Annotated in this window: 23 protein-coding genes; 18 read left to right on the top strand and 5 right to left on the bottom strand. The window is 71.5% G+C overall.

Annotated features, from left to right (window positions below; translation table 11 throughout):
- Positions 1 to 2490 precede the first annotated feature (2490 nt).
- On the top strand, positions 2491 to 2715 hold the full coding sequence (locus ABD841_RS21425; protein WP_344974503.1) for a hypothetical protein: 225 nt from the start codon (positions 2491 to 2493) through the stop codon (positions 2713 to 2715).
- Between the two features lie 366 nt (positions 2716 to 3081).
- Here the strand turns inward: ABD841_RS21425 and ABD841_RS21420 are convergent, their stop codons facing one another.
- Entirely contained in the window at positions 3082 to 5454 is a 2373-nt protein-coding gene (locus ABD841_RS21420; RefSeq protein WP_344974501.1) for a DEAD/DEAH box helicase, read from the bottom strand.
- 153 nt (positions 5455 to 5607) lie between these two features.
- Between ABD841_RS21420 and ABD841_RS21415 the strand changes: the two genes are divergently transcribed.
- The 4 genes from ABD841_RS21415 (at position 5608) to ABD841_RS21400 (ending at position 9974) form a co-directional block, all read left to right on the top strand.
- A complete protein-coding gene (locus ABD841_RS21415; protein ID WP_012887265.1) occupies positions 5608 to 5958 on the top strand; it encodes an STAS domain-containing protein in 351 nt (116 codons plus the stop codon).
- A gap of 2 nt (positions 5959 to 5960) precedes the next feature.
- Positions 5961 to 6407, top strand: a complete 447-nt coding sequence (locus ABD841_RS21410; RefSeq protein WP_344974498.1) for an ATP-binding protein — start codon at positions 5961 to 5963, stop codon at positions 6405 to 6407.
- A gap of 428 nt (positions 6408 to 6835) precedes the next feature.
- The gene (locus ABD841_RS21405) at positions 6836 to 9172 is read left to right on the top strand and encodes a sodium-translocating pyrophosphatase (RefSeq protein WP_344974495.1); all 2337 of its coding nucleotides are present in this window, start codon (positions 6836 to 6838) and stop codon (positions 9170 to 9172) included.
- Positions 9173 to 9506: 334 nt separating this feature from the next.
- On the top strand, positions 9507 to 9974 hold the full coding sequence (locus ABD841_RS21400) for a SixA phosphatase family protein (protein ID WP_344974493.1): 468 nt from the start codon (positions 9507 to 9509) through the stop codon (positions 9972 to 9974).
- A 369-nt stretch (positions 9975 to 10343) separates the two neighbouring features.
- On the opposite strand, the gene serB is transcribed toward ABD841_RS21400, so the two are convergent.
- The gene (serB, locus tag ABD841_RS21395) at positions 10344 to 11567 is read right to left on the bottom strand and encodes a phosphoserine phosphatase SerB (RefSeq protein WP_344974490.1); all 1224 of its coding nucleotides are present in this window, start codon (positions 11565 to 11567) and stop codon (positions 10344 to 10346) included.
- Between the two features lie 184 nt (positions 11568 to 11751).
- Here serB and ABD841_RS21390 point away from each other — a divergent pair, with 184 nt between their 5' ends.
- Together ABD841_RS21390 and ABD841_RS21385 are read left to right on the top strand one after the other, a co-directional pair.
- A complete protein-coding gene (locus ABD841_RS21390; RefSeq protein ID WP_344974487.1) occupies positions 11752 to 12552 on the top strand; it encodes a GNAT family N-acetyltransferase in 801 nt (266 codons plus the stop codon).
- Positions 12549 to 13526, top strand: a complete 978-nt coding sequence (locus ABD841_RS21385; protein ID WP_344974485.1) for a lysophospholipid acyltransferase family protein — start codon at positions 12549 to 12551, stop codon at positions 13524 to 13526. The genes ABD841_RS21390 and ABD841_RS21385 overlap by 4 nt, the downstream gene beginning before the upstream one ends.
- A 322-nt stretch (positions 13527 to 13848) precedes the next feature.
- Here ABD841_RS21385 and ABD841_RS21380 read toward each other — a convergent pair whose 3' ends face one another.
- Together ABD841_RS21380 and ABD841_RS21375 are read right to left on the bottom strand one after the other, a co-directional pair.
- Positions 13849 to 14640: an IclR family transcriptional regulator gene (locus tag ABD841_RS21380; RefSeq protein WP_344974482.1), complete on the bottom strand. Its 792-nt coding sequence runs from the start codon at positions 14638 to 14640 to the stop codon at positions 13849 to 13851.
- Between the two features lie 71 nt (positions 14641 to 14711).
- Positions 14712 to 16016 (bottom strand): zinc-binding metallopeptidase family protein, encoded by a 1305-nt coding sequence (locus ABD841_RS21375; RefSeq protein WP_344974480.1) that lies wholly within the window; start codon positions 16014 to 16016, stop codon positions 14712 to 14714.
- Positions 16017 to 16114: 98 nt separating this feature from the next.
- Here ABD841_RS21375 and fdxA point away from each other — a divergent pair, with 98 nt between their 5' ends.
- From fdxA to ABD841_RS21335, 8 genes are all read left to right on the top strand, one after another.
- A complete protein-coding gene (gene fdxA, locus ABD841_RS21370; protein WP_344974610.1) occupies positions 16115 to 16429 on the top strand; it encodes a ferredoxin in 315 nt (104 codons plus the stop codon).
- Positions 16426 to 17403, top strand: a complete 978-nt coding sequence (locus tag ABD841_RS21365) for an NAD(P)/FAD-dependent oxidoreductase (protein ID WP_344974478.1) — start codon at positions 16426 to 16428, stop codon at positions 17401 to 17403. The genes fdxA and ABD841_RS21365 overlap by 4 nt, the downstream gene beginning before the upstream one ends.
- 78 nt (positions 17404 to 17481) lie before the next feature.
- Positions 17482 to 18261 carry an IclR family transcriptional regulator gene (locus ABD841_RS21360; protein ID WP_344974475.1) on the top strand — a complete coding sequence of 260 codons (780 nt, stop codon included), beginning with the start codon at positions 17482 to 17484 and terminating at the stop codon, positions 18259 to 18261.
- A gap of 591 nt (positions 18262 to 18852) precedes the next feature.
- A complete protein-coding gene (locus ABD841_RS21355) occupies positions 18853 to 19659 on the top strand; it encodes a fumarylacetoacetate hydrolase family protein (RefSeq protein ID WP_344974472.1) in 807 nt (268 codons plus the stop codon).
- Between the two features lie 61 nt (positions 19660 to 19720).
- Complete coding sequence (locus tag ABD841_RS21350) at positions 19721 to 20878, top strand: amidohydrolase family protein (protein ID WP_344974470.1); 1158 nt, start codon at positions 19721 to 19723, stop codon at positions 20876 to 20878.
- Between the two features lie 92 nt (positions 20879 to 20970).
- A complete protein-coding gene (locus ABD841_RS21345) occupies positions 20971 to 21744 on the top strand; it encodes an aldolase/citrate lyase family protein (RefSeq protein ID WP_344974467.1) in 774 nt (257 codons plus the stop codon).
- Positions 21741 to 22121 carry a cupin domain-containing protein gene (locus tag ABD841_RS21340; RefSeq protein ID WP_344974464.1) on the top strand — a complete coding sequence of 127 codons (381 nt, stop codon included), beginning with the start codon at positions 21741 to 21743 and terminating at the stop codon, positions 22119 to 22121. Before ABD841_RS21345 ends, ABD841_RS21340 begins: the two co-directional genes overlap by 4 nt.
- 357 nt (positions 22122 to 22478) lie before the next feature.
- On the top strand, positions 22479 to 22973 hold the full coding sequence (locus ABD841_RS21335) for a MarR family winged helix-turn-helix transcriptional regulator (protein WP_344974461.1): 495 nt from the start codon (positions 22479 to 22481) through the stop codon (positions 22971 to 22973).
- A 264-nt stretch (positions 22974 to 23237) separates the two neighbouring features.
- Here ABD841_RS21335 and ABD841_RS21330 read toward each other — a convergent pair whose 3' ends face one another.
- A complete protein-coding gene (locus ABD841_RS21330) occupies positions 23238 to 24341 on the bottom strand; it encodes an acetamidase/formamidase family protein (RefSeq protein ID WP_344974458.1) in 1104 nt (367 codons plus the stop codon).
- 195 nt (positions 24342 to 24536) lie between these two features.
- Between ABD841_RS21330 and ABD841_RS21325 the strand changes: the two genes are divergently transcribed.
- Genes ABD841_RS21325 through ABD841_RS21315 form a run of 3 tightly spaced genes read left to right on the top strand, consistent with a single transcriptional unit; the run spans position 24537 to position 26663 of the window.
- On the top strand, positions 24537 to 25832 hold the full coding sequence (locus tag ABD841_RS21325) for an aromatic ring-hydroxylating oxygenase subunit alpha (protein ID WP_344974455.1): 1296 nt from the start codon (positions 24537 to 24539) through the stop codon (positions 25830 to 25832).
- A gap of 31 nt (positions 25833 to 25863) precedes the next feature.
- Complete coding sequence (locus ABD841_RS21320) at positions 25864 to 26370, top strand: aromatic-ring-hydroxylating dioxygenase subunit beta (RefSeq protein ID WP_344974452.1); 507 nt, start codon at positions 25864 to 25866, stop codon at positions 26368 to 26370.
- On the top strand, positions 26370 to 26663 hold the full coding sequence (locus tag ABD841_RS21315) for a Dabb family protein (RefSeq protein WP_344974449.1): 294 nt from the start codon (positions 26370 to 26372) through the stop codon (positions 26661 to 26663). Before ABD841_RS21320 ends, ABD841_RS21315 begins: the two co-directional genes overlap by 1 nt.
- Positions 26664 to 26692 lie beyond the last annotated feature (29 nt).

The raw sequence follows: 26692 nt of genomic DNA, 5'->3' as shown, positions 1-26692 counted from the left end.
AGGCCGCTCCTCCGGCCACCCCGAGCGGGGTGGAGGCCCGGATACAGGGCGGAGGCGTGGTCGTCACGTGGAACAAGGGACCCGAGCCCGATCTCCGGGGATACGAGATCTTCGTGAGCGGAGCCGGCAGGGTCGGCTCGGTGCGGGTGGACAACGCCTGTTCCGGGGGCTCCTGCCGGGCGGCCCTCGCCGTCCCGGCCGGCGCCGCAGGCCGACGGGTCGGGTTCACGGTGCAGGCGCTACGGAGTGACGGCGGCGGGGGCACCCTGTCCTCAGGCGAGTCGGCTGCGGCCTCGGTGAGCATCCCCGAGGCCACGGCGTCGCAGACCGGCCGGAACCCGAGCGGTCAGCAGAGTGGGAGGGGAGAGAAGGAGAACGGGAGCCGGGAGAACTCAGGCCGGCGTGACTCCACCGGAACCGGTGGTGAGAAGGGCACCACGACCGCCGGAAAGAACCGGGACGGCAAACAGGCCGGCATCGAGGATCTTCCGCAGCTACCCGCCAACCCCACGACGGCTCCGCCCCAGGCGCAGAAGACGGCCGTCACGCCCACGAGGGCGCCACAGCCCCAGAACACGGTCAAGAACGGCCGCGAAGGCATCCGTGCGGCCGCGAAGCGGGGCGATGACGGCGACGGCGCGGGGAGGAAGACCACGGACTCTGTGGAGAAGGCCGACGATTCCGTGGCGACCACGACGGATGCCCTGCCGTCCGCGGACACCGGTATCACCGCCCAGTCGGCCGGCTCGCCGACCGGAGGGCTGTCCCAGTACGGCATCATCATCGCCGGTGGTCTGATTCTGCTCCTTCTCGGCGTACACGGTGGTGCTTGGCTTCGCCGTCGCTTTCTGACCGTGGAGGCCGGTGATACCGCCGATCCCGGCGCCGCCACCACGACCGCGAACTCAGCGGCCGGTGACACCCGGGCGGAAGGGAACGCGGACGTCCGGACGGCGTCTCGAACCGCGGGTACGGGTGCCGCCACGGCCGCCACCGGTGGGTCGCAGCCGACGGGCACGCGCAGAACCGGGCCAGTCGGCAGAACGGAGGCGGCCGGTTCGGTTGGTTCGATTGGTTCGGCCGGTAGGGCTGTCACGGTAGGTGCTTCCGGTAGGGCCACCAGGGCCACTCCGCCTTCACCCGTCGGTATGAACGGTTCGGGGAACGCGAACGATGCGGGGAGTGCGATCGATAGGGGCGGCACACCGGCAACGAACGGGACGGACGGCAGTGCCCGGGTACGGGACACGAGCGGCACACGCACCGTGAACGGAGCGAACGGCAGGACCAGCGCCCGGGTCGGGACAGGCGCGGGCGGCGCCGCTGCCGCGGCCGTGTCACGCCGGCCCGCGGTCATCCTCGCGGTGGTCAAGACCCGCTCCTCCGGTTCGGCCGCGCAGAACCGGTCGTCCGGTTCGCACGGCTCGTTGCCCGGTTCCGACGCGTCCGGTTCCCGTGAGCTGTCGCCCGACTCGCCCGGCTCACCCGGCTCGGAGGCTCCCGGTCCGCGGTGTCTGCCGTCCGGCTCACATGACTCGCCGTCCGGTTCCGACGGGGCGGACGCACGCGGGTCGCTATCCGGTTCCCCCGACTCGGAGTCCGATTCCCATGAGCCGGCACGGCGTGTTCCGCCCCGGCAGGGGCCGGCCCGGCCTGGTACGTCAGCGGTACCTCACCTCTCTGCCGAGTGCGCCCGAGCCCATCAGGCCCATCAGGCCCATCAGCCTTCGCCGTCTGACCCCCCAGCTCGGCGTTTTCCGGACGAGCATGCCCAGCGCCCCGTGGAGAGCAGGACATCGAGCGAACAGGTCTCGACCCCGTACACCGCGGATGAGCACGTCCCTGCCCGTCGTATTCCGGCCGAACGCCGACCGGTCCAGTGGGTTTCGGGCTCTGATGTGCCGCTCCGACCGATATCCGTCCAGCCGGCGTCGATCCGCCTGACCTCGGTCCACAGGTCCCCTGCCCGATATGGGGAGATCGAGGCGGATCATGTCCGCGAGACCCCTTCCGGGGAGGCCCTCAACGAGGTGGATCGCGCAAACGGGGGAGACCTCGGAACCGATCCCGGCTCTCGCCCCAGCCCCGGGCCTGGCCTCCACCTCAACCCCGGGCCTGCTCTCCGCTTTGGGCCCGGCTTCGGGTCAAACACTGAGTCCGGCTCCGGGTCCGGGTCCGGGTCCGGGTCTGGCTCTGGTTCCGGGTCCGGGTCTGACTCTGGTTCCGGTTCCGGTTTCGGGTCTGACTCTGGCTCTGGTTCCGGTTCCGGTTCCGGTTCCGGTTCCGGTTCCGGTTCCGGGTCTGGGGCTGGCTCTGAGGCTGGGTCTGGTTCCCGGTCCCGCCCGGACCCCACTCCTGACCGGTGGGACGGCTACCTGCCACCTGCTCCGCGCTCCCTGGAGGACAGCGGGTTCTGGGAGCGTCCGCAGCCGGGCGCCAACGATTTCTGGGCAGTCGATCGCGACGAGTACGACGACCACCCCAGGCGCCATGACCACGATCGCGACGACCGTCACGCTTACCACGATCGCCATGATCACCACGCTTACCACGATCGCGACGACCGCCATGCCTGCCGTGATCGCGACGACCGCGGCGTTCACCACGACAAGTCTGATGATCATGATTGCTCCGGTCCGCACGACTGGAACGATCATCACGATCGGAGCGATGGTCGAGCTGATCGTGTCAGCCGATACGGTGGTCGGCCGGTGAATCACCGTCACCACGATGACGCCTTTTCCTGACCGCAATGTTTCCGGCCTCATCGCGCTTTCCGCTTTGCCCGGCTCCGCGTCCCGAGGTCCTGCCGACTTCGTGTCCCCGGGGTCTTGTCGGCTTCGTGTCCTGAGCTTTTGCCGGCCTTGTGTCCCCGGGGTTCTGGCTCCGCGTTCCCGGGGTCTTGCTGGCTCCGCGTTCCTGGCTCCGCGTTCCTGGGGTCCTGGCTTCGCGTCCCGGGATCCTGGCGGCTTCGCATCCCGGGGCTCTGCCGGCTTCGCGTCCCGGGGCTCTGCCGACTCCGCATCCTGAGCCCTTGAACGTTCGGAGACAGGTCACGAAGGGCTCCTGTCCTGCTTGGGGCTACCGGTCCGTCGGGGTCACCCGGCCGGGGTGCGGGTCGAGATCGAGCAGGACGGCCAGGAGACGGAGGGCTCCGGCCTTGTCGAGGGGTTCGTTTCCGTTGCCGCACTTGGGCGACTGGATGCAGGAGGGGCAGCCGCGCTCGCACTCGCAGGAGGCGATGGCCTCGCGGGTGGCCGTGAGCCAGTCGAGGGCGCGGGCGTAGCCGCGTTCGGCGAAGCCCGCGCCGCCCTCGTGGCCGTCGTACACGAAGACGGTGAGCAGCCCGGTGTCGGGGTGCAGTTCGGTGGAGACGCCCCCGATGTCCCAGCGGTCGCAGGTCGCGAACAGCGGCAGCAGGCCGATGGAGGCATGCTCGGCCGCGTGCGCGGCTCCGCCGAGGTCGATGCCGTCCCGGGCCAGGGGGGCGACCGCCGAGACGGGCAGTGTCCACCAGACGGCGCGGGTCCGCAGCGTGCGCGGGGGCAGGTCCAGGGGTTCGTCACCGAGGAGTTCGCCGCTCTGGGTCCCGCGTTTGAGGTAGGACACGACCTGGCTGGTGACCTCCACCGTGCCGAAGTGGAGTTCTCCCGGTCCGAGGGCGTGCGAGCGGAGCGACTCGATGACGGAGATGTCGGTGACGTCCCTGGCGAAGGTCGTGTACTCGGGCCTGCCCGCCTCGACCAGGGCGACCCCCGCCGGGAGGTCGAGCTCGGCCACCAGGAACGTCTCGCCCTGGTGCACGTAGACGGCGCCGGTGTGCACCGTCGTGTGGGCGGAGGACTCGTCCACGGTGCCGAGCAGCCGCCCGGTGGACATCTCCACGACCTGCACCGGCGCGCCGCCCGCGCCGCGGATGTCGGCGAGGTCGGCGGCCCGCTCCCGGCTGGTCCAGTACCAGCCCGTGGCGCGTTCGCGCAGCAGCCCGTCCTTGACCAGGGTGGCGAGCACCTCCTCGGCGGTGGGCCCGAAGGTCTCCAGGTCGTCGCGGGTGAGCGGGATCTCCGCGGCGGCCGCGCACAGGTGGGGGGCGAGTACGTAGGGGTTGCCGGGGTCGAGCACGATCGTCTCCACCGGGCGGCCGAACAGCGCCTCGGGGTGGTGGACCAGGTAGGTGTCGAGGGGGTCGTCGCGGGCGATGAGCACCGCCAGCGCGTCCGTCCCGTCGCGCCCCGCCCGTCCGGCCTGCTGCCAGAGCGAGGCGCGGGTGCCGGGCCATCCGGCGATGAGCACGGCGTCCAGCCCGGACACGTCGACGCCCAGCTCCAGCGCGTTGGTCGTCGCCAGCCCGAGCAGGTCGCCCGAGCGCAGGGCTTTCTCCAGGTTCCGGCGGTCCTCCGCCAGGTACCCGGCCCGGTAGGCGGCGACCTTGCCGGGCAGGTCCGCGGGCAGGCCCGCGCCGGCGACGAGGTCCTCCAGCTTGGCCCGCGCGGTGAGGGACACGGTCTCGGCGGCCCGCCGGGAGCGGACGAAGGCCAGCGTGCGGACGCCGGACAGGACGAGGTCGGTCAGGAGTTCGGCGCTCTCGGCGGTGGCCGGGCGGCGCAGGGGAGCGCCCCCCTCGCCCCGCAGATCGGTCAGGGGTGGCTCCCACAGGGCGAAGGTCGTCGCCCCCCTGGGGGAGGCGTCCGCGGTCACCTCGGTCATCTGAAGGCCCGTCAGGCGGGTCGCGAAGGCGCCGGGCTCGCTGACGGTGGCCGAGGAGAGCAGGAAGGCGGGCCGGGAGCCGTACCGGGCGCAGACCCGGCGCAGGCGGCGCAGGACCTGCGCGACGTGCGAGCCGAAGACGCCCCGGTAGCCGTGGCACTCGTCCACGACGACCATGCGCAGCCGCCGCCAGAAGGCCGTCCACTGCGCGTGCCGGGGCAGGATGCCGCGATGGAGCATGTCCGGGTTGGTGAGGACGTAGTTGGCGTGCTTGCGTACCCAGATCCGCTCCTCGAAGGAGGTGTCGCCGTCGTAGACGGCCGCGCGCGCTTCGGGGGCGTCGAGTTCGCGCAGGACACGGTACTGGTCGGCGGCCAGCGCCTTGGTGGGGGACAGGTAGAGGATCGTGCCGCCGTCGAGCACCGCCGACAGGGCGGGCACCAGGTAGGAGAGCGACTTGCCGGACGCGGTGCCCGTGGCGATGATCACGTTTTGGCCACGGTGGACCAGGTCGGCGGCCTCGGCCTGGTGCGGCCACAGCCCGGGGACACCGTGGTTCGCCCAGCGCGTAACCAGTCGCTCGTCGACCCAGTCCGGCCAGCGCACTTCCCCCGCCTGACGTGCGGGAACGTGCTCCACGTGGGTTACGCGCTCCCGACGTGCGGGAACGCCGAGCAGGCGGTCGAGCGCGGTGCCCGCGCGGAGGGGCGAAGATGAGAGCGGAGTCACTGGTTTCCAGTCTTGCATCTGTGGGCAGAGTCGCCGGGAATCGTGATTTCGTATAGACACTGAGCGTACGCATGGTTGAATGCCGCGCGTCAGGGCTTGTCATCCGGGCCGCAGGTCGGTCCCGGGAGGCTCGCCCAATCAGTACTTCGCAGGCAAGGCGCTGGAGGATCTGTGGATCTGAAGTTGGACCACCATTCCGAGGACCGTCTCACCATCGTTGAGGTCGAGGGTGAGATCGATGTCTACACCGCGCCCAGATTGCGTGAGCTCCTGATCGACCTGGTCAACAAGGGGAACTTCCACCTGCTCGTCAACATGGAGAAGGTCGACTTCCTTGACTCCACGGGCCTTGGGGTCCTGGTCGGCGGGCTCAAGCGAGTTCGGGCGCACGATGGCTCACTGGAGCTGGTCTGCACCCAGGAGCGCATCCTGAAGATTTTCCGGATCACCGGCCTGACCAAGGTCTTCGGGATCTACGCCTCGGTTGAGGAGGCCAAGGAAGCTCACGGTCGAGACAAGTAGTCGTGGCTACCGTCGAGCTGACGTTCAGTGCTCTCCCCGCGCACGTCCGGACGGCGCGCCTGGTCGCCACGGCGATCGCACGGCGCACCGGTGTGGAGGAGTCGCTGCTGGACGAGGTACGGCTCGCTGTCGGCGAAGCGTGCTCACGGGCCGTGGAGGCGCACCGTCTCCACTGTCCGGGAGAGCCGATCCGGATCGAGCTACGTGATGACCTGGGGCGCTTCGAGGTGACCGTCACCGACTCCGCACCCAGTGACGAGTTGGAGCACGATCGCGGACTTCTGGGGTTCGACGATCCCTTCGGGCAGCTCCCCGATGCCCTGATGTCCGGTTTCGGCATCGCGGTCATCGCGGGGCTGGCCGACGACGTTCAGGTCTACCCGAGCCAGAAGGGCATGCGCATCCGCATGAGCTGGCCGGCGACCCCGAACGGCCTGTCCCCGGTCTGACAGACGACTTCGGCAGCCGGGCGCGTCCCTGTGGACGCGCCCGGCTGTTCGTATAGGTGTCTCTAATTTCGGTCAAAACATAATTTGCGGATATGTGGCCAGAAATAGGGAAGAAACGGGCGTGCGCGGGTTGGGCGTGGCGGTCTAAATGACCTTATAAGCAGGACGGTCGACAGAAGGCGCTTGACGCGTTGTCAATTGGGGGCTTGGAGAGGCTTCATATCCGCCTCTTCGCTGCGTAGACTCCCGGCACCGGCCAAGGTTTATCCTTCGGGGCGGCCCGCGAGCGAGCCACTCCGGAGGGGTCTGCGGACGCAACTGGAAGCGGCACTGCCAACCAATCCCGGATGTGCGCCGCTCCACCCGCCTACCACCTGAAGCAGCGCACTCCGGGCAGGACGTCTACCCGTCTTGCCAAGGAGAGTCGGATGTCTGTGCTCCATCTCGCCGCTGTCGACGAGCCAGCGGTATCCCTGAGCGGTTCCCATTTCACCATCGTGATCGTGGTCGCCGTCGTGGCCCTGCTCGCACTCGCCGTCGCCGGCGCCCTGGTGCGGGAAGTGCTGGCCGCCGGTCAAGGCACCGAGCGTATGCAGAACATCGCACGGGCCGTCCAAGAAGGCGCTTCCGCGTATTTGACGCGGCAGTTCCGGACGCTCGCGCTCTTCGTCATCCTGATCCCGTTCCTGCTGTACCTGCTTCCCGCCGAGTCGACCGGGGTCGCGATCGGTAGATCGCTTTTCTTCGTGGTCGGCGCGCTGTTCTCCGCGCTGACCGGATTCATCGGCATGTGGCTCGCGGTCCGCGGCAACCTCCGCGTCGCCGCGGCCGCTCGGGAGTCGGGCGAGAAGGTCGCGATGCGCATCGCCTTCCGCACCGGTGGAGTAGCAGGCATGATCACCGTCGGCCTCGGTCTGCTCGGCGCGGCCGTGGTCGTGATCACCTACGGCGGTGAGGCCCCGGCCGTGCTGGAGGGCTTCGGTTTCGGCGCCGCGCTGCTCGCCATGTTCATGCGGGTCGGCGGCGGCATCTTCACCAAGGCCGCCGACGTGGGCGCCGACCTGGTCGGCAAGGTCGAGCAGGGCATCCCCGAGGACGACCCGCGCAACGCCGCCACCATCGCCGACAACGTGGGCGACAACGTGGGCGACTGCGCGGGCATGGCCGCCGACCTTTTCGAGTCCTACGCGGTCATGCTGGTCGCCAGCCTGATCCTGGGCAAGGTGGCCTTCGGCGTCGAGGGCCTGGTGTTCCCGCTGATCGTGCCGATGATCGGTGTGCTGACCGCCATCATCGGCATCTTCACCACCGCCCCGCGCAGCCGCGACCGCAACGGCATGGCCGCGATCAACCGCGGCTTCTTCATCTCCGCGGCCATCTCGGCGATCCTCGTCGCCGTCGCGGCCTTCCTCTACCTGCCCAGCAGCTTCGCCGGGCTGACCGGCGTGAGCCCGGAGATCGCCGCGATCACCTCCGACCCGCGTCTGATCGCGGTCGGAGCGGTGCTCATCGGCCTCGTGCTGGCCAGCGCCATCCAGATCCTCACCGGCTACTTCACCGAGACGAACCGCCGCCCGGTGAAGGACATCGGTGAGAGCTCCCGCACCGGCCCCGCCACGGTCATCCTGTCCGGCATCAGCGTCGGGCTGGAGTCGGCGGTCTACTCGGCCCTGGTCATCGGCGCCGCCGTCTACGGCGCCTTCCTGCTGGGCTTCGGCAACGTCACCATCGCCCTGTTCGCCGTCGCCCTGGCCGGCACCGGCCTGCTGACCACGGTCGGCGTGATCGTGTCGATGGACACCTTCGGCCCGGTCTCCGACAACGCCCAGGGCATCGCCGAGATGTCCGGTGACGTCGAGGGTGAGGGCGCCCGGGTGCTCACCTCGCTGGACGCCGTCGGCAACACCACCAAGGCCATCACCAAGGGCATCGCGATCGCGACGGCGGTGCTCGCGGCGACCGCGCTGTTCGGCGCGTTCCGTACGGCGATCGAGACCCAGCTGGCCGCGGCGACGGATTCGGTGAAGGAGGCGCTGGGCGGTTTCGGCACGTTCAGCCTGAGCGTCGACTCCCCGAACGTGCTGGTCGGTCTGGTCGCCGGCGCCTCGGTGGTGTTCATGTTCTCCGGCCTGGCGATCCTGGCGGTCGGCCGCGCGGCCGGACGGGTGGTCATGGAGGTGCGCGAGCAGTTCCGCACCAAGCCGGGGATCATGCAGGGGACGGAGCTGCCCGACTACGGCAGGGTCGTCGACATCTGCACCCGTGACTCGCTGCGGGAGCTGGCCACGCCCGGCCTGCTCGCCGTGCTGACGCCGATCGCGGTCGGCTTCGCACTCGGGTACGCCCCGCTCGGCGCGTTCCTCGCCGGCGCCATCGCCTGCGGCACGCTGATGGCGGTCTTCCTGGCCAACTCCGGCGGCGCCTGGGACAACGCCAAGAAGCTGGTCGAGGACGGTCACCACGGCGGCAAGGGCTCCGAGGCCCACGCGGCCACCGTCATCGGCGACACCGTCGGCGACCCGTTCAAGGACACCGCGGGCCCGGCGATCAACCCGCTGCTGAAGGTGATGAACCTGGTGGCACTGCTGATCGCCCCGGCGGTGGTGGCGTACGCGGACAACGCGGCGCTGCGGATCGGCATCTCGGTGCTCGCCCTCGGCATCGTCATCGCGGTGGTCGTCGTCTCCAAGCGTCGCTCGGCCGGCATCGCGCCGGAGCCGGGGAGCAGCGTGGACCGCGAGCGGGAGCAGGTCGTCTCCAGCTGAGCAAGGCTTGACGGAAGGGGTGCACGGGTTTCGTGCACCCCTTCGGCGTGTGCGGGGCACCCCGGTGGGAAACTGAGCGCTGTGACTCCTCCACTTTCCGGCGGGAGCGGTTCCCCGTCTCCCTTCGCCGAGCGTCCCCTCGCCGAGCTTCCCCCGGCTGAGACGGGCGACGGCCGGACCCCGGCCGTCCGGAACGACAGAACCACGGCGGGGAGGTGATTCCTCTGACGGAAAAGCAGCCCTCAGGGGGCAAGGGACTCCTGCTCATCCTGCTGGCGATGGCCGCGGTGTTCGCGGTGCTCGTGGGCCTCGCCATCTGGGCGTCGAGGTGACCGTGCGCACGCTGATCGTTCTACGCCACGCCGCGGCGGCCCAGGTCCCCGGCCTCGCCGACCGGGATCGGCCGCTCACCGAGGGCGGTGAGCGCGACGCCCGCATGGCCGGGGAGACGATCGCCGGCCTGGGGCTCCGGCCCGACCTGGTGCTGTGCTCGCCGTCCGCGCGCACCAGGCGCACCGCCGAACTGGCCCTTCCCGGCGCGGACGTCGTCGTGGAGCCGGACATCTACGAGGCGTACGCCGACGAGTTGCTGATGATGATCCGGCGGAGCGACCCGGAGGTGCGCACGCTGGTCCTGGTCGGCCACAATCCCGGCGTCCACCAGCTGGTCCAGGACCTCACCGCGAGGGACGGGCACGCCGGGTTCCCACCGGGCGCGTTCGCCGTCATCGAGGTCGACGGGGAGTGGGCCGAGCTGGACGGCGGGCGCAGGGTCGCCCGGTGGAGCCCCGGGGAGCGCTGAGCACCGGGGAAGGCCCGTGGTGACCGCGGTGATCGGCCTTGGTCCGGTGTACCGCGCCACGGCTGGTGATCGGGGACGGCCCGTGGTGACCGCGGTGATCGGCTGGTGATCGGTCTTTGCCCGGCGTACCGCGCCACGGCCGACCGGGCGGTGCCGAGGGTGCCGGGCACCACCGTGGGCGCGGCGGCGTCCCGCGGTGGACGCGGGACGCGGGGACGGCCGCTCGGCGGCCGCGGGCGGCACGCTCGCGCTTACCGGGCGCGGGCTTCGCTGCCCGCGGTGCCGCCGTGCGGCCCGCGCCGCACAGCCCGCGCCGTACAGCCTGGCCGCGTAGTCCGTGCCGCGCGGAGGCCGTATGACCGGCCGCGCTCAGCGCTCGACGGCGATGACGCCGTCCTCGGCGTCGGCCTCCTCGACCTCGGCGCGGGGGATGCCGAGCAGGTAGAGGATCGAGTCGAGGTAGGGCACGTTGACGGCGGTGTCGGCCGCCTGGCGGACGACGGGCTTGGCGTTGAACGCGATGCCGAGACCGGCCGCCGCGATCATGTCCAGGTCGTTGGCGCCGTCGCCGATGGCCACGGTCTGGCTGATCGGGATGCCCGCCTCGCGGGCGAAGCGCTCCAGGGCCCGCGCCTTGCCCGGCCGGTCGACGATCTCACCGACGACTCGCCCGGTGAGCACGCCGTCGACGACCTCCAGCGTGTTGGCCGCGGAGTAGTCGATGCCGAGGTCCTCGACCAGGGCGTCGGTGAGCTGCGTGAACCCGCCGCTGACGATCGCGAACCGGTAGTCGAGCCGCTTCAGGGTCCGTACCAGCGTGCGGGCGCCGGGGGTCAGCACGACCTCCTTGCGGACCTTTTCGAAGACCTCCTCGGACAGGCCCTCCAGCAGCGCGACGCGGCGGCGCAGTGACTCGGCGAAGTCGAGCTCGCCGCGCATCGCCTCCTCGGTGACCCGGGCGACCTCGTCCAGGCAGCCGGCGTGCGCCGCCAGCAGCTCGATGACCTCGGCCTGGATGAGCGTCGAGTCGACGTCCATCACGATCAGCCGCTTTGCCCTGCGGTGCAGGCCGGACCGCTGCACGGCCACGTCGACCTGCTGGACGTGCGCCTCGGCGGCGAGGTCGGCACGGAGAGTGTCGGGGTCGGCACCGGACACGGACAGCTCGATGCACGTCACCGGGTAGCTGGACAGGCGTTCGATCCGGTCGATGTTGGCACCGGCCGCGGCGATCCGCCCCGCGATGCCCGCCATCGCGGAGGGCTGGAGGGGAGCGCCGAGCACGGTGACGTTGAGCCGCCCCCGCCTGCGCTTCTCCTTCGGGTCGGACCCGGTGGAGAGTTCCACGTGCAGGCCCAGGTCTTCGGCGGTGCGCTCGACGGCGGTCCAGAGCGCACCGAGGGTGCCTCCGGTACCGGTCGGTGTGTCGCCCGCGTACGAGACGAGGACGCCGAGCGTGAGCCGGTTGCGGATGACGACCTGCTCAACGTCGGCGACGACGACGGGGAAACCCGCCAGGACCGAGAAGAGTCGGGAGGTCACGCCCGGTCGGTCCGGGCCGGTCAACGTGATCAGGAGCGTGCGCTGGTTCATCGTGTCCTACGCTACTTGGCTCCCGATTCGGCCGTTAATGCGGTTCACCATCCGGACGCCTGGAGTTCGCGACCCTCCCAGGTCCCGCGTCATCTGCGACTGTCTTCATGAATCCATGACGACCCTTCCCGCTGAGCCGCGCGTCGCTCGCTACACCGTCGGGCTCGCCGGTACCGCTGCCGAGATGAGGCAGGCACAGCGCCTGCGTCACCGGGTTTTCGCCGAGGAGATGGGCGCCCGGCTGAACAGCCCCATCACCGGCCTGGACGTCGACCCGCTCGACGCCTACTGCGACCACCTGCTGGTACGGTGCGCCGACACGGGTGAGGTCGTCGGCACCTACCGGCTGCTCGCCCCACGCCGGGCCGACCGGCTCTACTCCGACTCCGAGTTCGACCTGGGCGCGCTGGAGGGGATACGGCCGGGCATGGTCGAGGCGGGCAGGGCCTGCGTGCATCCCGACCACCGGGGCGGCTCGGTGGTCGGGCTGATGTGGGCGGGCATCGCGCGCTACATGATCGCCGGGGGGTACGGCTGGCTGGGCGGGTGCTGCTCGGTCCCGGTGGCGGACGCCGCCGGGATCATGGAGCGGGTGCCGCTCTCCCCGCCGGAGTACCGGGTCACCCCCCGCCGTCCCTGGCGGGCGCACCGCACCCTTCCGCCGCGCACCGGGATGCGCGCGGCCTCCGCGTCCCCGGCTTCCCGGGGCGGTGCGACCCCGGCGTCGTCACACGCCGAGGCCGGTACGGCTTCGACACCGCCGCGCGCCGGAACTCGTACGGCCGCCGCGCCCCCGGCTTCCGGGGGAGACACGGCCACGTCGCCGCTCCCGCCGCTGCTCCGCGCGTACCTGCGGTTGGGGGCGTGGGTGTGCGGTCCCCCGGCCCACGATCCGGACTTCGGCACGGCCGACTTCTTCGTGCTGCTCCCGATGGGGAACGTGCACCCGCGCTACATGCGCCACTTCCTGGGCGGGGCGTCGTGAACCCGTGGCTGCCGGTGGCGCCGTGCATGCCCGCCACCTGCCTCACACCGCCGGACGCGAGGGCCGCCTGGCCGCGCAGGACCCTGCGGCTGATGGCCATGGCGCTGGTGCTCCTGGCCGGGGTGGTGCTCGCGTTCGTCGCCGCCGGTCTCGGTACGGGGAGGCGGATCCGGCTGACGAGCCTCTGGTCCCGGGCGGCGCTGCGGGCGATCGGCGTCCGGGTGGAGGTGCGGCAGGGGTTCGCCTTCCTGGCCGGTTCGGCCGCCGGGCCTCCGGTCGTCCCGGTGGCTGGTTCCGGTGCCGTTCCGGTGACCGGTTCCGGTGCCGTTCCGGTGGCCGGTTCCGGTTCCGTTCCGGTGGTCGAGCCCCGCGCCGTTCCGGTGGCCGGTTCCGATGCCGCTCCGGCCGCGCCGCCGCTGATCGTGGGCAACCATGTGTCCTGGCTGGATCCGCTCGTCATGGCGGCGGCGTGGCCGTGCCGTCTGCTGGCCAAGCGCGACGTCCTGAGATGGCCGCTCATCGGCGTGCTGGCGGCGGCCGCGGGGGTGCTGTTCATCGACCGGGAGCGGCTGCTCGCACTGCCCGGCGCCGTGGACCGGATGGCCGCGGCGCTCGCCGGAGGTCATCCGGTGGCGGCCTTCCCCGAGGGGACCACGTGGTGCGGCAGGGAGATGGGTGCCTTCCGCCCGGCCGTGTTCCAGGCGGCGCTGGACGCGGGAGCCCCGGTCAGGCCGGTGGCGCTCAGGTACCTGGGACCGGCCGGTGTCCCCGCGACCGGGTCCGCCTTCGTCGGGGATGACATGTTGTGGGCCTCGGTGCGCCGCGTGGTCGCCATGCGGCGGCTCACGGTGGAGGTGACGGTGCTGCCCGAGGTCCGGGGGCGCGACCGCAGGGCGCTGGCCTGGGCGGCCGAGTCGTCCGTCGCCTCGGTGACGGTCACCGGCGTCGCGCACGACGTCCCGGTCGCCGCCTGAGCCGCGAACGTCACGCTCGACCGACCCGTCCCGGCCGTTCTCGACCGCCCTGTTCGGCTGGTCTATCCTGGCTGTTCTTGGATGCGCTGTTCGGCCGGTCTGTCCTGGCCGTTGTCGACCGTCCTGTTCGGCTGGTCTGCCCCGACTGTTGTCGGATGCCCCGTTCCGCCGGTCTGTCCTGAGCATTTCCGGACGTCCCGCTCGGTCGGTCTGCCCCGAGCGTCGCCGAACGCCTCGTTTCCCCGGCCCGCCCCGGCCGATCGCGTCTCTCCCGCCCCGGCCGATCGCGTTTCTTCCGCCCCGACCGTCCGCGCCGGGCGTGTCACTGGCCCGGAGACGTCTGCTCTCTGCCCAGCTCCGCCGTGACCTCGGCCGCGGTCCGTTTGAGCGCCTCGGCGAGCGGCGAGTGGGTACCCGCCGGGACGGAGGAGGTCGTGCCGACGATCGCCATCGCGGCGATGAGGACCGAGCCGCGGAACACGGGGGCGGCGATGCTGCGCACGCCGTTGACGGACGGGGTGTTGGCCGAGATGTTGTCCTCGCGGATCTTCACGAGTTCCCGGCGGAGTTCGGGGGAGGCGTTCAGCTGCTCTTCGAGCCCGGGAACCTCCTCCGGCGGCAGGAAGGCGCAGAAGACCCGGCCCTGGGCCGACTCCGTCCTCGACAGCCGGGAGCCCATGCGGACGCTCACCCTTATGGTGCGGTCGGTGTTGTCGTCGACGCGCACGACGACGGCGGTGTCGCCGTCCCAGACGCTCAGCACGACGGTCTCGTCGATCTCCCTGACGAGCCGCTGCATGTACGGCCCGGCGATGCCGATCACGGGCATGCCGACGCGGGCGGCGGCGGACAGTGTCAGGATCTGCGGGCCCAGTGAGTACAGCGCTTCGCGCTCGTCGTAGCGCAGCAGGTTGCTCTCGCGCAGGGCTTTGGTGTATCGGTGCGCGGTGGCCTTGCTGGTCCCTAAGCTGGCGGTGAGCTGGTTGAGCGTCAGGTGCGGGCGGCTCACCGTGAACGCGCTGAGGATCATCGCGGCCCGCTGGACTGTCTGGATCGCCGGAGTTCGGTTCTCGCCGGCGGCACCCTGCCGGGTAGGCGCGCTGTCGTCACCCATGTCGCTTCCTTCGGGTTGTGTATGGAGGCACATCGTCGGGCGAACATTTTGTATTGTGAGACACCATCCTGTCATCCAAAACGCTTAATGTCGATGGCCCGTTCGCCGAGCGCGTGCCGGAGGGCGATCCCGGCGTACAGCCGCGCGAAGCGTGACAGCGTCTCCAGGGCGAAGACATCCCGCCGGGGGTCGGCCGGGTCCGCGGCGACGACCGGTCCGACCCGGGCGGTCGGGATCCCGTTGCCGCGGAGCACCACCCCGTCTGTCGAGCCCTTCCAGCCGGAGACGGCGGGCGGGGGCTCCCCGTGCTCGTCGTGCCAGGCGGCGACCGCCTGACGGATGACCGGGGCGTCCGGCGGGGTCACCCCGGCGGGGTGGACCATCCGGGCGTCCACGGCCACCCGGGAGCCGGCCAGTGGCCCGCCGGCGATCCCGGCCCGCAGCCGCGCCAGCACGGTCCCGGCGATCTCGTCCGGGTCGTCGCCGGGGACGGCGACCAGGTAGAGGTGGAGCTCCACGATGCCGGGCAGCAGGTCCGGCTTCTCCGGCATCCCGCCCCGGATCGCGCCGATGCCGACCTCGGCGGCGAGCTGGTGCCCGGCACCGGCCTTGGCGGCCAGGTGCTCGGCCCGCCACGCCTCCAGGATCGCGGTGGCGACGCCCACGTTGGCGAGGAGCCCGCCGGTGTCGTCCCGGGCGAGCACCGGCCGGTAGGCGCCGCCCAGCCGCACGCGCAGGAAGACCGCCCCCGGCTCCTCGTGGAGGACGCCGTGCGGGCCGCACTTGGCGACCACGGCCGCGGCGGGCAGAGGGTGTGACCGGAGGTGTTCGCCGATGCCGGTCGGTTCCGCCCGCTCCCGGCGGGCGAACGGCGACGAGTGGGTGCCTCCGCCCGCCAGGAGCAGGCGGAGGCGGTGCGGCAGGCCGGCGTGCCGGAGCGCCGCCGCGGCGGCGGTGTACCCCGCCAGCGCCGCGGCGGCGGGAGCGCGGGCGACGCCCAGGCCGAAGCCGCTGAGCAGGCCGGACACCGGATCCAGGGAGAGCGGCGCGACCGGTTCGTCGATCCCGGTCGCCCACCGGTCGTCTGCGATGTCGCCGGACAGCGAGGTGTCCAGATGGGAGTAGACGAGCAGTTCGGGCCCCGTGTCACCGGCGGTGGACGTCAGGTTCGCCCCCTCGTCTCCCACCTCCTCGACATGCCACGGCAGCTCGGGCCACCGGCTCCGCGCCCACGCCGCCAGCCGGATCGCGGTGGCGCGTTCCCGTCCCCGGCGGCTCGGGCCCTCGGCCAGCACCCGGATCGCCTCGACGATCAGATCACCGGAGATCGCGGCGGCGGCGGTCTGCCGCAGGTGCCGCAGGGCGTCGGTTGTCATGCCCACATGTTAACTCCATGCAAGACGCCATCTCGTATATTGACAAGCTTTGCGAGCGGCTCCTACTGTTCCCCCACGTTGACGACGAGGGAGGACTGATGGTCTACGTCGTGACTGACGCGTGTGTGGATGTGCAGGACAGGTCGTGTGTCGAGGAGTGCCCGGTCGACTGCATCTACGAGGGCGACCGGATGATGTACATCCATCCGGACGAGTGCGTGGACTGCGGCCGGTGCGAGCCGGTCTGTCCGGTGACATCGATCTTCCATCACGACGACCTCCCGGCGGAGGCGGCCCGGTTCGCCGAGATCAACGCCGGGTTCTTCGCCGGACTGGGCTCGCCGGGAGGCGCCAGGAAGGTGGGGCGGACCGGCCGGGACCATCCCGCCGTCGGCTCCGGTGACGGATCATGACGGTGCACGATGTCGACCTGGTGATCATCGGGGCGGGCCCGTCGGGGCTGTACGGCGCGTACTACGCGGGTTTCCGCGGCATGTCCGTCGCCGTGATCGACTCACTGCCCGAGCCGGGCGGCCAGATCTCCGCGCTGTACCCGGAGAAGGAGATCTTCGACGTCGCCGGGTTCCCCGCGGTGAAGGGACAGCGGCTGATCGACGAGCTGGTGGCGCAGGCGGCGCAGGCCGATCCGCTCTTCCTGCTCGGCGAGAGCGCCCTCGACCTGTGGCACGGCGAGGACTCCGTGGAGGTCGTCACCGACGCGGGCACCCGGGTGCGTGCCAAGGCACTGCTCCTGACCGGGGGTATCGGCACCTTCACCCCGCGGGAGCTGCCCGTGGGCGACGGCTACCTGGGCCGCGGCCTGCGCTACTTCGTCCGCAGACTGGACGAGGTGGCGGGCCACGACGTGGTGGTGGTCGGCGGCGGCGACTCCGCGGTGGACTGGGCCCTCGCCCTGGAGCCGCTGGCGCGCTCGGTGACGCTCGTGCACCGCAGGCCCGCCTTCCGCGCGCACGAGCGCAGCGTGGCCACGCTGCGGGCGTCGTCCGTGCGGGTGCTGACACCGTACGAGGTCGCCGAGATCAGCGGCGAGCCCCACGTCGGCGAGGTCGTCGTCGAGCGGGTCAAGGAGGGCGACCGCGTCGCGCTGCCCGCCCAGACGGTCGTGGCGGCGCTCGGCTTCATCGCCGATCTCGGCCCGATCCGGCAGTGGGGCCTGGAACTGCGCAAGCGGCATGTGCTCGTCGACCGGTCCATGAGGACGAGCCTGCCCCGGGTCTTCGCCGCCGGTGACATCAGCGACTACGACGGAAAGGTTAGGCTGATCTCAGTCGGGTTCGGTGAGGCCGCCGCCGCGGTCAACAATCTGGCGCCCCTGGTGAACCCGGCGTTCGACACGGTGCCCGGCCACTCTTCCGATGCGGCCTGAGTTCCGATGCGGCCGGGGTTCCGCAGTCGGTAGAGTCCCGTCCGGTACCAGCACACGGTTTCGCGCTGAGGAGTCGGCATGGCGGCGGATCAGGCACACCTCGGCGGCGCCGACGCCGCGGACGAGGCGCCCGCCATCCAGACGGTGCAGCGCGCCGCGCTCATCCTGAGCAGCTTCACCGTCGAGCGCCCCTACCTCAACCTCAACGAGATCACCGCGCGGCTGGGGGTGAGCAAGCCCACGGCCCATCGGTACGCCAGGGCGTTGCGGGCGGCCAACCTGCTCCGCTACGACCCGCACAGCGCGCTGTACTCCCTCGGTCCCCAGCTGCTCGGCCTGGAGGCCGCCGCGCGGGCCGGGCTGCCCATCGCCGCCGCGGCCGAGCCGTACCTCGAGACGCTGATGCGTGAGATCAACCAGACGGTCGTGCTCAGCGTCTGGAACGGCGAGAGTCCGGTGGTCGTCGGCTGCGTGGACAACACGGTCGGCGACATCCGGCTGAGCGTGCGCACCGGGTCCCAGCTCGACCTCGTGCGCTCTGCCCAGGGCCGGGTCTTCTGCGCCTACCTGCCCCCGGGGGAGGTCCCCGGGCTCGCGCGCCGGCTGCGGACGTCCCCGGAGCTGCGCGAGCTGCTGCAGGAGATCCGGCGCACCGGCGTCGCGGCCAACTCGCCGGTGGACCACGGGGTGCGCGTCCTCGCCTCACCCGTCTTCGAGGGCGACCAGGTGGTGGCCGCGATGGCGGTCGTCGGCACGGTGAGCTCGCTCGCCGGTGACCTGGAGCGGCAGGTCGTCGACGCTCTGCTCAGGGTGGCCCGCGCCCTCTCGCGGGAGCTGGGCGGCGTCGCGCCCGTCTGAGCGGGTCCTCCGGGGTCCGTCCGGGAGGCTCCGGCGGTGTCCGCTCCTCTCGGAGTGCCCACGGCGGTTCCCCGCGGTGGTTCCGCGTTCGGGTGCACCCGCGGAGGTCTCCGCCCGCCCGGGGATGTCCCCGGGGCGCTCACACCTGCCTGAAGCGCACGTCCGGACGTGGTGGTCCCCGCGCGCATCCGGGGCGCGTCTCCGGACGTGGCGGGCCGCGCGTACCGGCTGATCACGCCTCCTGCCCAGCGGCTCCACCCCATCGCTGAAAGCTTCACAACACGCCCGTAATATGACGCAATGCGAGATGTGGTTTCGCATCTTGACACACGTTGAGCGTTCCTCGTACGTTCGTGAAGCCCGGCCGCCCTGGCGCGGCGGTGGAGATCCCGTCACCGGTGAGGACGCCCGTCCGACGCCCCGATCGAAGACCGTCCCTGTGAACCCTCGCCGCCCCCGTTCCCGGCAGGCGGCGAGAGGACTAGGAGCAAGCATGGGTAAGCGACATGCGGGGAGCGTCACGGCTCTCACGACCGTTCTCCACGCCGGTGCCCGAGGTGGGGACCGGCCTTCGCCTCGGGAGGCCGGGGCGTGAACCTGCTGGTGACGCCGGAGGGCCTGGCGCGGCTCGACGGTGACGGCGCCGTCCTGCTCGATCTGCCCTTCGCCGACGTGGCGGCCATGCTCGCCGCCGGCGAGGGTTTCGCTCCCGCGCGGGCCGCGCGGGAGCGGGGCCGGATCCCGCTGGGCGAGCTCCGCGCGCCGCTGCGCCGCACCGGGGCCATCTGGGGCGTGGGGCTGAACTACCTGTCCAAGGCGCGTCTGACCGGGCGGCCGATCCCCGACGACCCCATCCTCTTCCTGCGGCCGCCCTCGGCGGTGTCCGCGCCGGGGGAGGAGGTGGTGCTGCCGGTGGATCGCTCCCGTCAGGTGGACTACGAGGGTGAGGTCGCCTTCGTGATCGGGCGGCGGATGCACCACGTCCCGCCCGGCGAGGTGTGGGACGGCGTCGCCGGGGTCACCGCGGCCAACGACATGACCGCTCGCGACGTCATGGCCGCGACCGGGACCCCCACCCTGGCCAAGTGCTTCCCCGGCTTCGGCGCGCTCGGCGCCTCGGTGCTCGATCTCTCGGAGGTCGACGACCCGGAGAGCATCGCCGTCAGCACCAGCGTGAACGGGACCGTCCGGCAGGACTCCAGCACGGCGGAGCTGATCTTCAGCGTGCCCGAGCTGGTCTCGCGGATCTCCCGTTTCGCCGTACTGGAGCCCGGAGACGTGGTGCTGACCGGCACCCCGGCCGGTACGGGCCAGGACCGTCAGGTCTTCCTGAGCCCCGGCGACGAGGTGGAGGTGTCCGTCGCCGGGGTGCTGCCGTTGCGCACCCGGTTCCGCTGAGCTCCGCCCGCTTCCCGAGTTCCCCGCGTCCCCCGAGTCCACCCGAGCTGAAAGACAAGAGATGACCGAGACTTCATTCGACCTGGTCCTGTCCGGCGGCACCGTCTTCGATCCCGTGGCGGGCACCCGCACGGTCACCGACGTCGCCGTGAACGGGGACCGGGTGGCACGTATCGCGCCCTCGCTCGCCGCCCGGGGCAGGGAGGTCGTCGACTGCGCCGGCGCGTGGGTCCTGCCCGGCCTGGTCGAGGCGCACACCCACATCTTCGAGAGCGTCTCCAAGGTCGGCGCCCCGCCGGACGAGGCCCACCTGCGCCGCGGCGTGGTCGCCGCGGCCGACGCCGGGACGGCCGGCGCCTCGACCTTCGCCGCCTTCGAACGGTTCGTGGTCCGGCCCGCCGAGATGCGCGTGGTCAACTTCCTCAACGTCTCGGTGCTCGGGCTGATCGACTTCCGTTTCGGTGAACTGCTCAACCCGGCCACGCTGGTCCCCGAGGACGCGCTGGCCGTGGCGCGGGAGCACCCGGACGTGGTCCGGGGCTTCAAGATCCGTCTTTCCGAGGACGTGGTCGGCCCCGCCTGGCGCTCGTTGCTCAAGACCTCCCTGCAGCTCGCGGCCGACGCGGGACTCCCCCTGATGGTCCATATCGGGGAGACGGAGGAGCCGCTGCCGGAGGTCCTCGGGCTGCTCCGCCCGGGGGACATCGTCGCCCACTGCTACACCGGCAAGCCCCACGGCATCCTGGACGACGGGAAGGTCCTGGCCGAGGTGCTCGACGCCCGGGCGCGCGGCGTGCTCTTCGACAGCGCCCACGGCAAGAGCAACCTCAGCTTCGAGGTCGCCAGGAAGGCGATCGCGGAGGGCTTCCTGCCCGACCTGCTCACCTCCGACACGAGCGGGCGGAACTGGCGCGGGCCGGTCTTCGACCTGGTCACCAGCGCGGCCAAGCTGCGGGCGCTCGGCATGTCGATGGACGAGATCGTGCCGCGGATGACCATCGCCCCGGCCCGGCTGCTCGGGCTGGACGCCGAGGGGTACGGCACCCTCGCCGAGGGCGGCCCCGCGCACGTCACGGTGCTGCGGGACACCCCGGAGACGACCCTGCCCGACGCGGCGGGCAACTCCATCGTGGCGCCCAGGCTGGAGCCGGCCCTCGTCCTGCACGGCGGGCGGCGGGTGGAGACGACGCCCTGGCGTGGCCTGGACCAGGACCGGTGACGGCGGGTGGAGACGACGCCCTGGCGTGGCTTGGACCAGGGCCGGTGACGGCGGGTGGAGACGGCGCCCCGGCATGGTCTGGATCGGGGCCGGTGACCCCGGTCACCGGCGTGCGGCGGCGGCTGCGGGCCGCGCTGACCGGCGGGGACCGGGTCGTGGGCACTTTCGTCAAGCTGCCCACCGTCGACTGCGTGGACCTCGCCCGGCAGGCCGGGTTCGACTTCGTCGTCGTCGACCTGGAACACTCCTCGCTGCCGGAGGAGAAGGCGCTCTCCCTGGTGCGGCACGCCGCCGCGACCGGGATCGCGGCCCTGGTCCGGGTGCCCGCCGTGGAGGCGCCGCTGATCAACAGGGTGCTGGAGGCGGGCGCGGCGGGGGTGCAGCTCTCGACGCTGACCGGCGCCGCGCAGACGGCGGCCCTGATCGCCGCCACCCGGTACGCCCCCCACGGGCAGCGCAGCGTCAGCCTCTCCCACCCGGCCGCCGCCTTCGGCGCCGTGGACCTGGCGGCCTACCTGGCGGCGGAGGCGGCCGATCCACCCCTGCTCGTCGGGCAGATCGAGACCGCCGTCACCGCCGACCCGACGGCGGAGCTCCTGGCCGGCCTAGACGTGGCCTTCGTCGGGACCACCGACCTGGCCGTCAGCATGGGGCTACCCGGACGGGAGGCGCTGCTCGCCCGGGTCGGCGAGATCGTCGGCACGGCCCTGTCCGCCGGGGTGGCGCCGGGCGGCTGGGTGGCCCGCGCGGACACCGGGTCCGTCGCCGGGAGCGGGCTCGGCGCGGCACGCTACCTCGTCGTCGGCTCGGACCTGCAACTTCTCGGATCGGCGCTACGCGAGGTGATGGCCCAGTGGAAGGGATGACCATGTTCAATCAGCAGCTGTACGCCACCGCCGTCAACTGGGACGACATCCCCGCCACGCAGATACGGCCGGGTGTCCTGCGCAAGGTGTACTCCACCGACGAGGTCATGCTCGCCTGGCACGAGCTGGCCGTCGGCATGCGGCTCAACCCGCACAGGCACGACGACTTCGACCAGCTCGTGCTGATCCTGCAGGGCCGGTGCAACTACTACGTCGACGGTGTGCCGCACGAGATGTCGGCGGGTTCGATGTTGCTCGTGCCCAGGGGCGCGGAGCACTATGTCGAGCCGACCGAGGGCCCGTGCGTCAACGTCGACGTTTTCAGCCCGCCGCGCGCGGACTTCCGGGACTCCGTCTGGCTGCCGGAGAGCGGCTGAGCGCACCCGGGCGTGTCCCGGGCGCCGCGTACCCGGGCATGGCCGGGGCTCCCGCGTACCCGGGCGTGTCCCGGGCGCCGCGTACCCGGGCATGGTCCGGATCCCGGCACGCCCCGGGTGCGACCCCGGTCCGGCGCTCCCGGTCCGGGGTCTCCGGCCTGAGCCGCCCCGCCCCGGCACGTGGAGCGCCGAGGCGCCGGTCGGCGGTCCTCCGGCCACAGCCGGGTCGCCTGTGCCGGGCGCGGTGTGGAAGCCGCGGACCGTCCGGGTGGCGCGCGGAGCCGGCGGTCCTTCCGACGCCTGATCATTTCGGCATGGAAACGACTCCGCCCCATGGTTCGATGTCAAAATACTTCGGTGAACGATCCAGACCTGGGCGTACGAGAGATGATCGATCAGTGGGCGGTGCGGCGGCCCGACGTCGACGCCCGGCCGATGGCGCTGTTCGGGCGGCTCAGCAGGGCCGATACCCTGGCGGGCGCCGCCATGGCGGCCACGCTGCGGCCCCATGGGCTCAACCGTGGCGAGTTCGACGTCCTGGCGACCCTGTACCGCCGCGGTACGGAGCTTTCCGCGGGGGCGCTGGCCTCGTCGCTGCTGCTCTCGCCCGCGGCGACCACGAACCGCCTCGACAGGCTCGAAGCGGCGGGCCTGCTGGCCCGGGTTCCCGACCCGGCCGACGGCCGCGGCGTGCTCCTGCGGCTCCTGGACTCGGGGCGCGTCCTGGTGGAGAAGGCCGTCGAGGACCACGTGCGCGGCCTCCAGGCGCTGCTCGGAGGGCTCTCGGACGACGAGCGGGACCAGCTCTCCCGGTTGCTGGCCCGGTTGCTGCAGAGCATGGCCGCCCGGTAGGGGGACAGGTCAGAGGGAGGGTGCGGGGGCCTTGCCGGGCGCGCTGTCCGGGAAGGCCGGCCGGGCCGTGCGCGCCGCCAGCCGGAGCGGAACGCCCGAGGTGGGCATGGCCAGGTTCATCGCGCGGCTCCTCGGGGAGGGGCGGGGCGGCTCCGCCTCCGGGATCGGGCCGGGGAGAGACGGGGCGCCTCCAGGTCTGGGGGTCAGGCTAGCGGTGAGAGATTCGTATCGTCAACGGAGATGGCATCCCGCTTCGTGACACGATTACGCTCCGAAGTCAGCCTTCCTGATCAGGCAGTGCACCCCCTTGACCGAGTCGACGACCTGGCTGACCTCGAAGTCCGCCGCCGCGCTGAGGTAGGCGAGCGCCTTGGCGCGCTCCATCCCCTGGGTGAGCTCCAGGAAGCTCACGGCGGCCCGTACGGCCTGCCGCATGGCCTCGTTCAGGTCGGTGTGCAGTCCGACGGGGATCCAGTGGGTCGCGGTCTCGGCGAACGGCTCGCCCAGCGCGCCGACGAGCGCCCCCGCCTCCTTGGCCGGGATCACCGACAGGCGCACCGTCGCGCGGAGCGGTGCCTCCAGCGCGGTCAGCGCGACCTCGCCGTCGCCCTGGGCGTAGTGCGGGTCGCCCGCGTAGAACCCGGCTCCGGGAACCTGGACCGGCAGGTACAGGCTCGACCCCACCTGCAGTTCGTTGATGTCGAGGTTCCCGCCGAAGGAGCCGGGCGGCACCGAGTGGACCGGGTCGCCCGTGTCGGCGGCCACCCCCATCAGGCCCAGGAAGGGCGCGAGCGGGAAGCGCGCCGCCCGCCCCGCGCCGAACGGGATCACCCCGTGCAGGCGTCCCGCCTCCTCGACCACCTCGGTGAAGACGCAGACGCTGTTGTACTCCCGGGGGCCGTCCCCGAGCGGGCCGGTGTCGGGTGCGGTCTCGGGGAACTCCCCGGGCAGCGCGCCGTACCCGTGGCGGCTGCTGATGAACCCGTACGGTGCCCGGAGCAGCAGGCTGAGCACCTCGACCCTGAGCACGTCGCCCGGCTCGGCCCCGGCGACCGAGATCGGTCCCGTCACCACGTGCGGGCCGTCCTCGTCGTAGTCGTGGGCGACGTCGGAGGCCGCCAGGTCGCGGGCGTCGGTGAGCACCCGGTCGGCGCCGACGCCGAACCCGGCGAGGTACGAGACCGGGTCGCGGCCCTGGTCCTCCAGGATCCCCTCGTGACTGAGAGTGTCGATCGTGACGGTGTCGCCGGACTCGACGCGCAGCACCGGCTCGTGGAGGCGGTTGGGCAGCCGGCCCCACAGGCAGGTGTCCGCGCTGGTCGGAAGGTAGTGATCGCCGTCGATACGGCCGGTCTTGGGGTGGAGCATTGTCCCTCCAGGGGATCCGTCGCTTTCACCGGCTGAGAAAACTGGAGGAGTGTTGCGACGCCGTTAACGGGGCGTAACCGAAGATTTCGGCGACGAGGCTCGCTCTTGACACCGTGAGGGCGCAGTAGCAGCATCACATAGCGAGATGGCATCTCGAATTCTCGTTCACGGTCCGCAGGAAGGCTGGGCACCTCGATGACGCAGCTGACACAGGGGTATTCGATCTCCTCCCTCGTGGAGGAGGACGAGGAGGCGTTGTCGTTCAAGGTGCACCGGTCCGCGTACAGGTCCGAGGAGGTCTTCCGGGCGGAGATCTCGCGCATCTGGGGGCACACCTGGCTCTACCTCGGGCACGAGACGGAGATCCCGAAGCCCGGCGACTTCAGGACCCGGACGCTCGGCGGCCGGCCCCTGATCTTCTGCCGCGACTCCTCGGGCGAGATCCAGGTCTTCTTCAACGCCTGCACCCACCGGGGCACGATCCTGTGCCGCCACAGCGAGGGCAACACCAAGTTCTTCCAGTGCTTCTACCACGCCTGGGCGTTCAGCAACTCGGGCGACCTCGCGGCGCTGCCCGGCGACGACGCCTACGCCGACTCGGCGGCCTTCCGCGAGGCGATGAAGCTGCGCTCGGTCCCCAGGATCCAGAGCCACGAGGGCTTCGTGTTCATCGCCTTCGACCCCGACGTACCCGACCTGATGACGCACCTCGGCCGGGCCGCGCACTACATGTCGCTGACCGCGAGTATCGGCCCGGCGGGCATGGAGACCCTGCCCGGCGTGCAGCTGTACGCGGTCAAGGGCAACTGGAAGCTCGCGGTCGAGAACGCGATGGACGGCTACCACTTCGCGCCCACGCACAACACCTTCGTGGGCTACCTGCGCGAGACCGGCTTCGCCGTCACCGACGACGACCAGTACGCCTACGACCTCGGCGACGGCCACGGGCTGCTCATCCTGACCGGCCACAACGGGCGGATCGGCATGGTGTGGGAGCCGCGGTTCGGTGAGGCGGAGAAGGAGCGCATCGTCGCCAAGCGCCAGGAGATGGAGGACCGGCTGGGCCCCGAGCGCGCCGCGGAGGTGGCCGACGCCAGCCGCATCCTCTACGTCTTCCCCAACCTGCTCCTGTTCGACCTGGAGGCGCTGACCATCCGCCAGCTCGAACCGGTCGCGCCGGGCCGCACGGACGTGCGGGCCTGGCAGTTCGTCGAGGTGGACGAGCCCGCCGACGTGCGGGCCCTGCGGATCAAGACGATGGTCAGCTTCGTCGGCCCCGGCGGCCTGGCCACGCCGGACGACATCGAGGCGTACGAGGCGGTGCAGCGCGGGATCGAGGCGACCGCCGACTCGGCCGACCCCCGCTACGACTGGAGCGACATGTCGCGCGGCATGGCCAACGAGAAGAAGGGCAACCAGGGCCGTTCCATCGACGAGGGTGCCATGCGCAGCTTCTGGCGGCACTGGGCCTCCGTCCTCGGTGAGGACTGAGCGGGTGGACTCGTCGGTAAGGACCGGGCCGGTGGAAAGGGAGAGCAACGTGGGCAGCAGGACCGTCACCCGAGCCGAGGCGGAGGACTTCCTCTACCGCGAGGCGATGCTGCTCGACGAGTGGCGCCTCGACGAGTGGTTCACCCTCTTCGAGGAGGGCGGGCGACTGGAGGTCGTCACCACCGACTGGAAGGGCTGGGACAGCGCCTCGGCCGGGTCCTTCATGTGCGACGACTACGACCTCATCAGGGCCAGGGTGAAGCGGCTCAAGAGCCGCAAGGCCCACGCGGAGAACCCGCACTCCAGGACCCACCGGATGATCTCCAATGTGATCATCCTGGAGCAGGGCGACACGACGGTCTGGGTGGCGGCGAACTTCATCGTCCACCGCTACCGCGACGGCGGCGCCTACACCTACGTCGGCCGTTACGAGCACGTCCTGCTCGTCGACGACGAGGGGCTCCGCTTCCGGGTCCGCAGGTCGATCCCCACCATGGAGGCCATGGACGCGGGCGCACGGCTGAGCTTCATCCTCTGATGATCAAGCACATACTGCTGTTCCGCTTCAGGGAGGACGTGCCGGCCGAGACGGCGGCGGCGGTCCTGGCGGAGCTAGAGACGTTCCCCGGCAGATATCCGGCGATGCGCAACTGGGCCAGCGGCCCCAACATCAGCACCCGCGACACGAGCATGACGCACGGCTTCGTCGTGGAGTTCGACTCCGAACAGGATCTCCTGGACTACCTGCACAGCCCCTCCCATGAGGAGTTCGTACGGCTGCGCTGGCGGCCGGTGATCGAGCGGCAGGCCATCGTCAGCTTCCCCTGCTGACGCCCCACGACAAGGAAGAGGAAGACCAC

It is taken from the genome of Streptosporangium fragile (assembly GCF_039534445.1).
Classification (GTDB): Bacteria; Actinomycetota; Actinomycetes; order Streptosporangiales; family Streptosporangiaceae; genus Streptosporangium; species Streptosporangium fragile.
The sequence above is the reverse complement of the archived record's forward strand: the minus strand, read 5'-3'. Positions and strand labels throughout refer to the sequence as shown.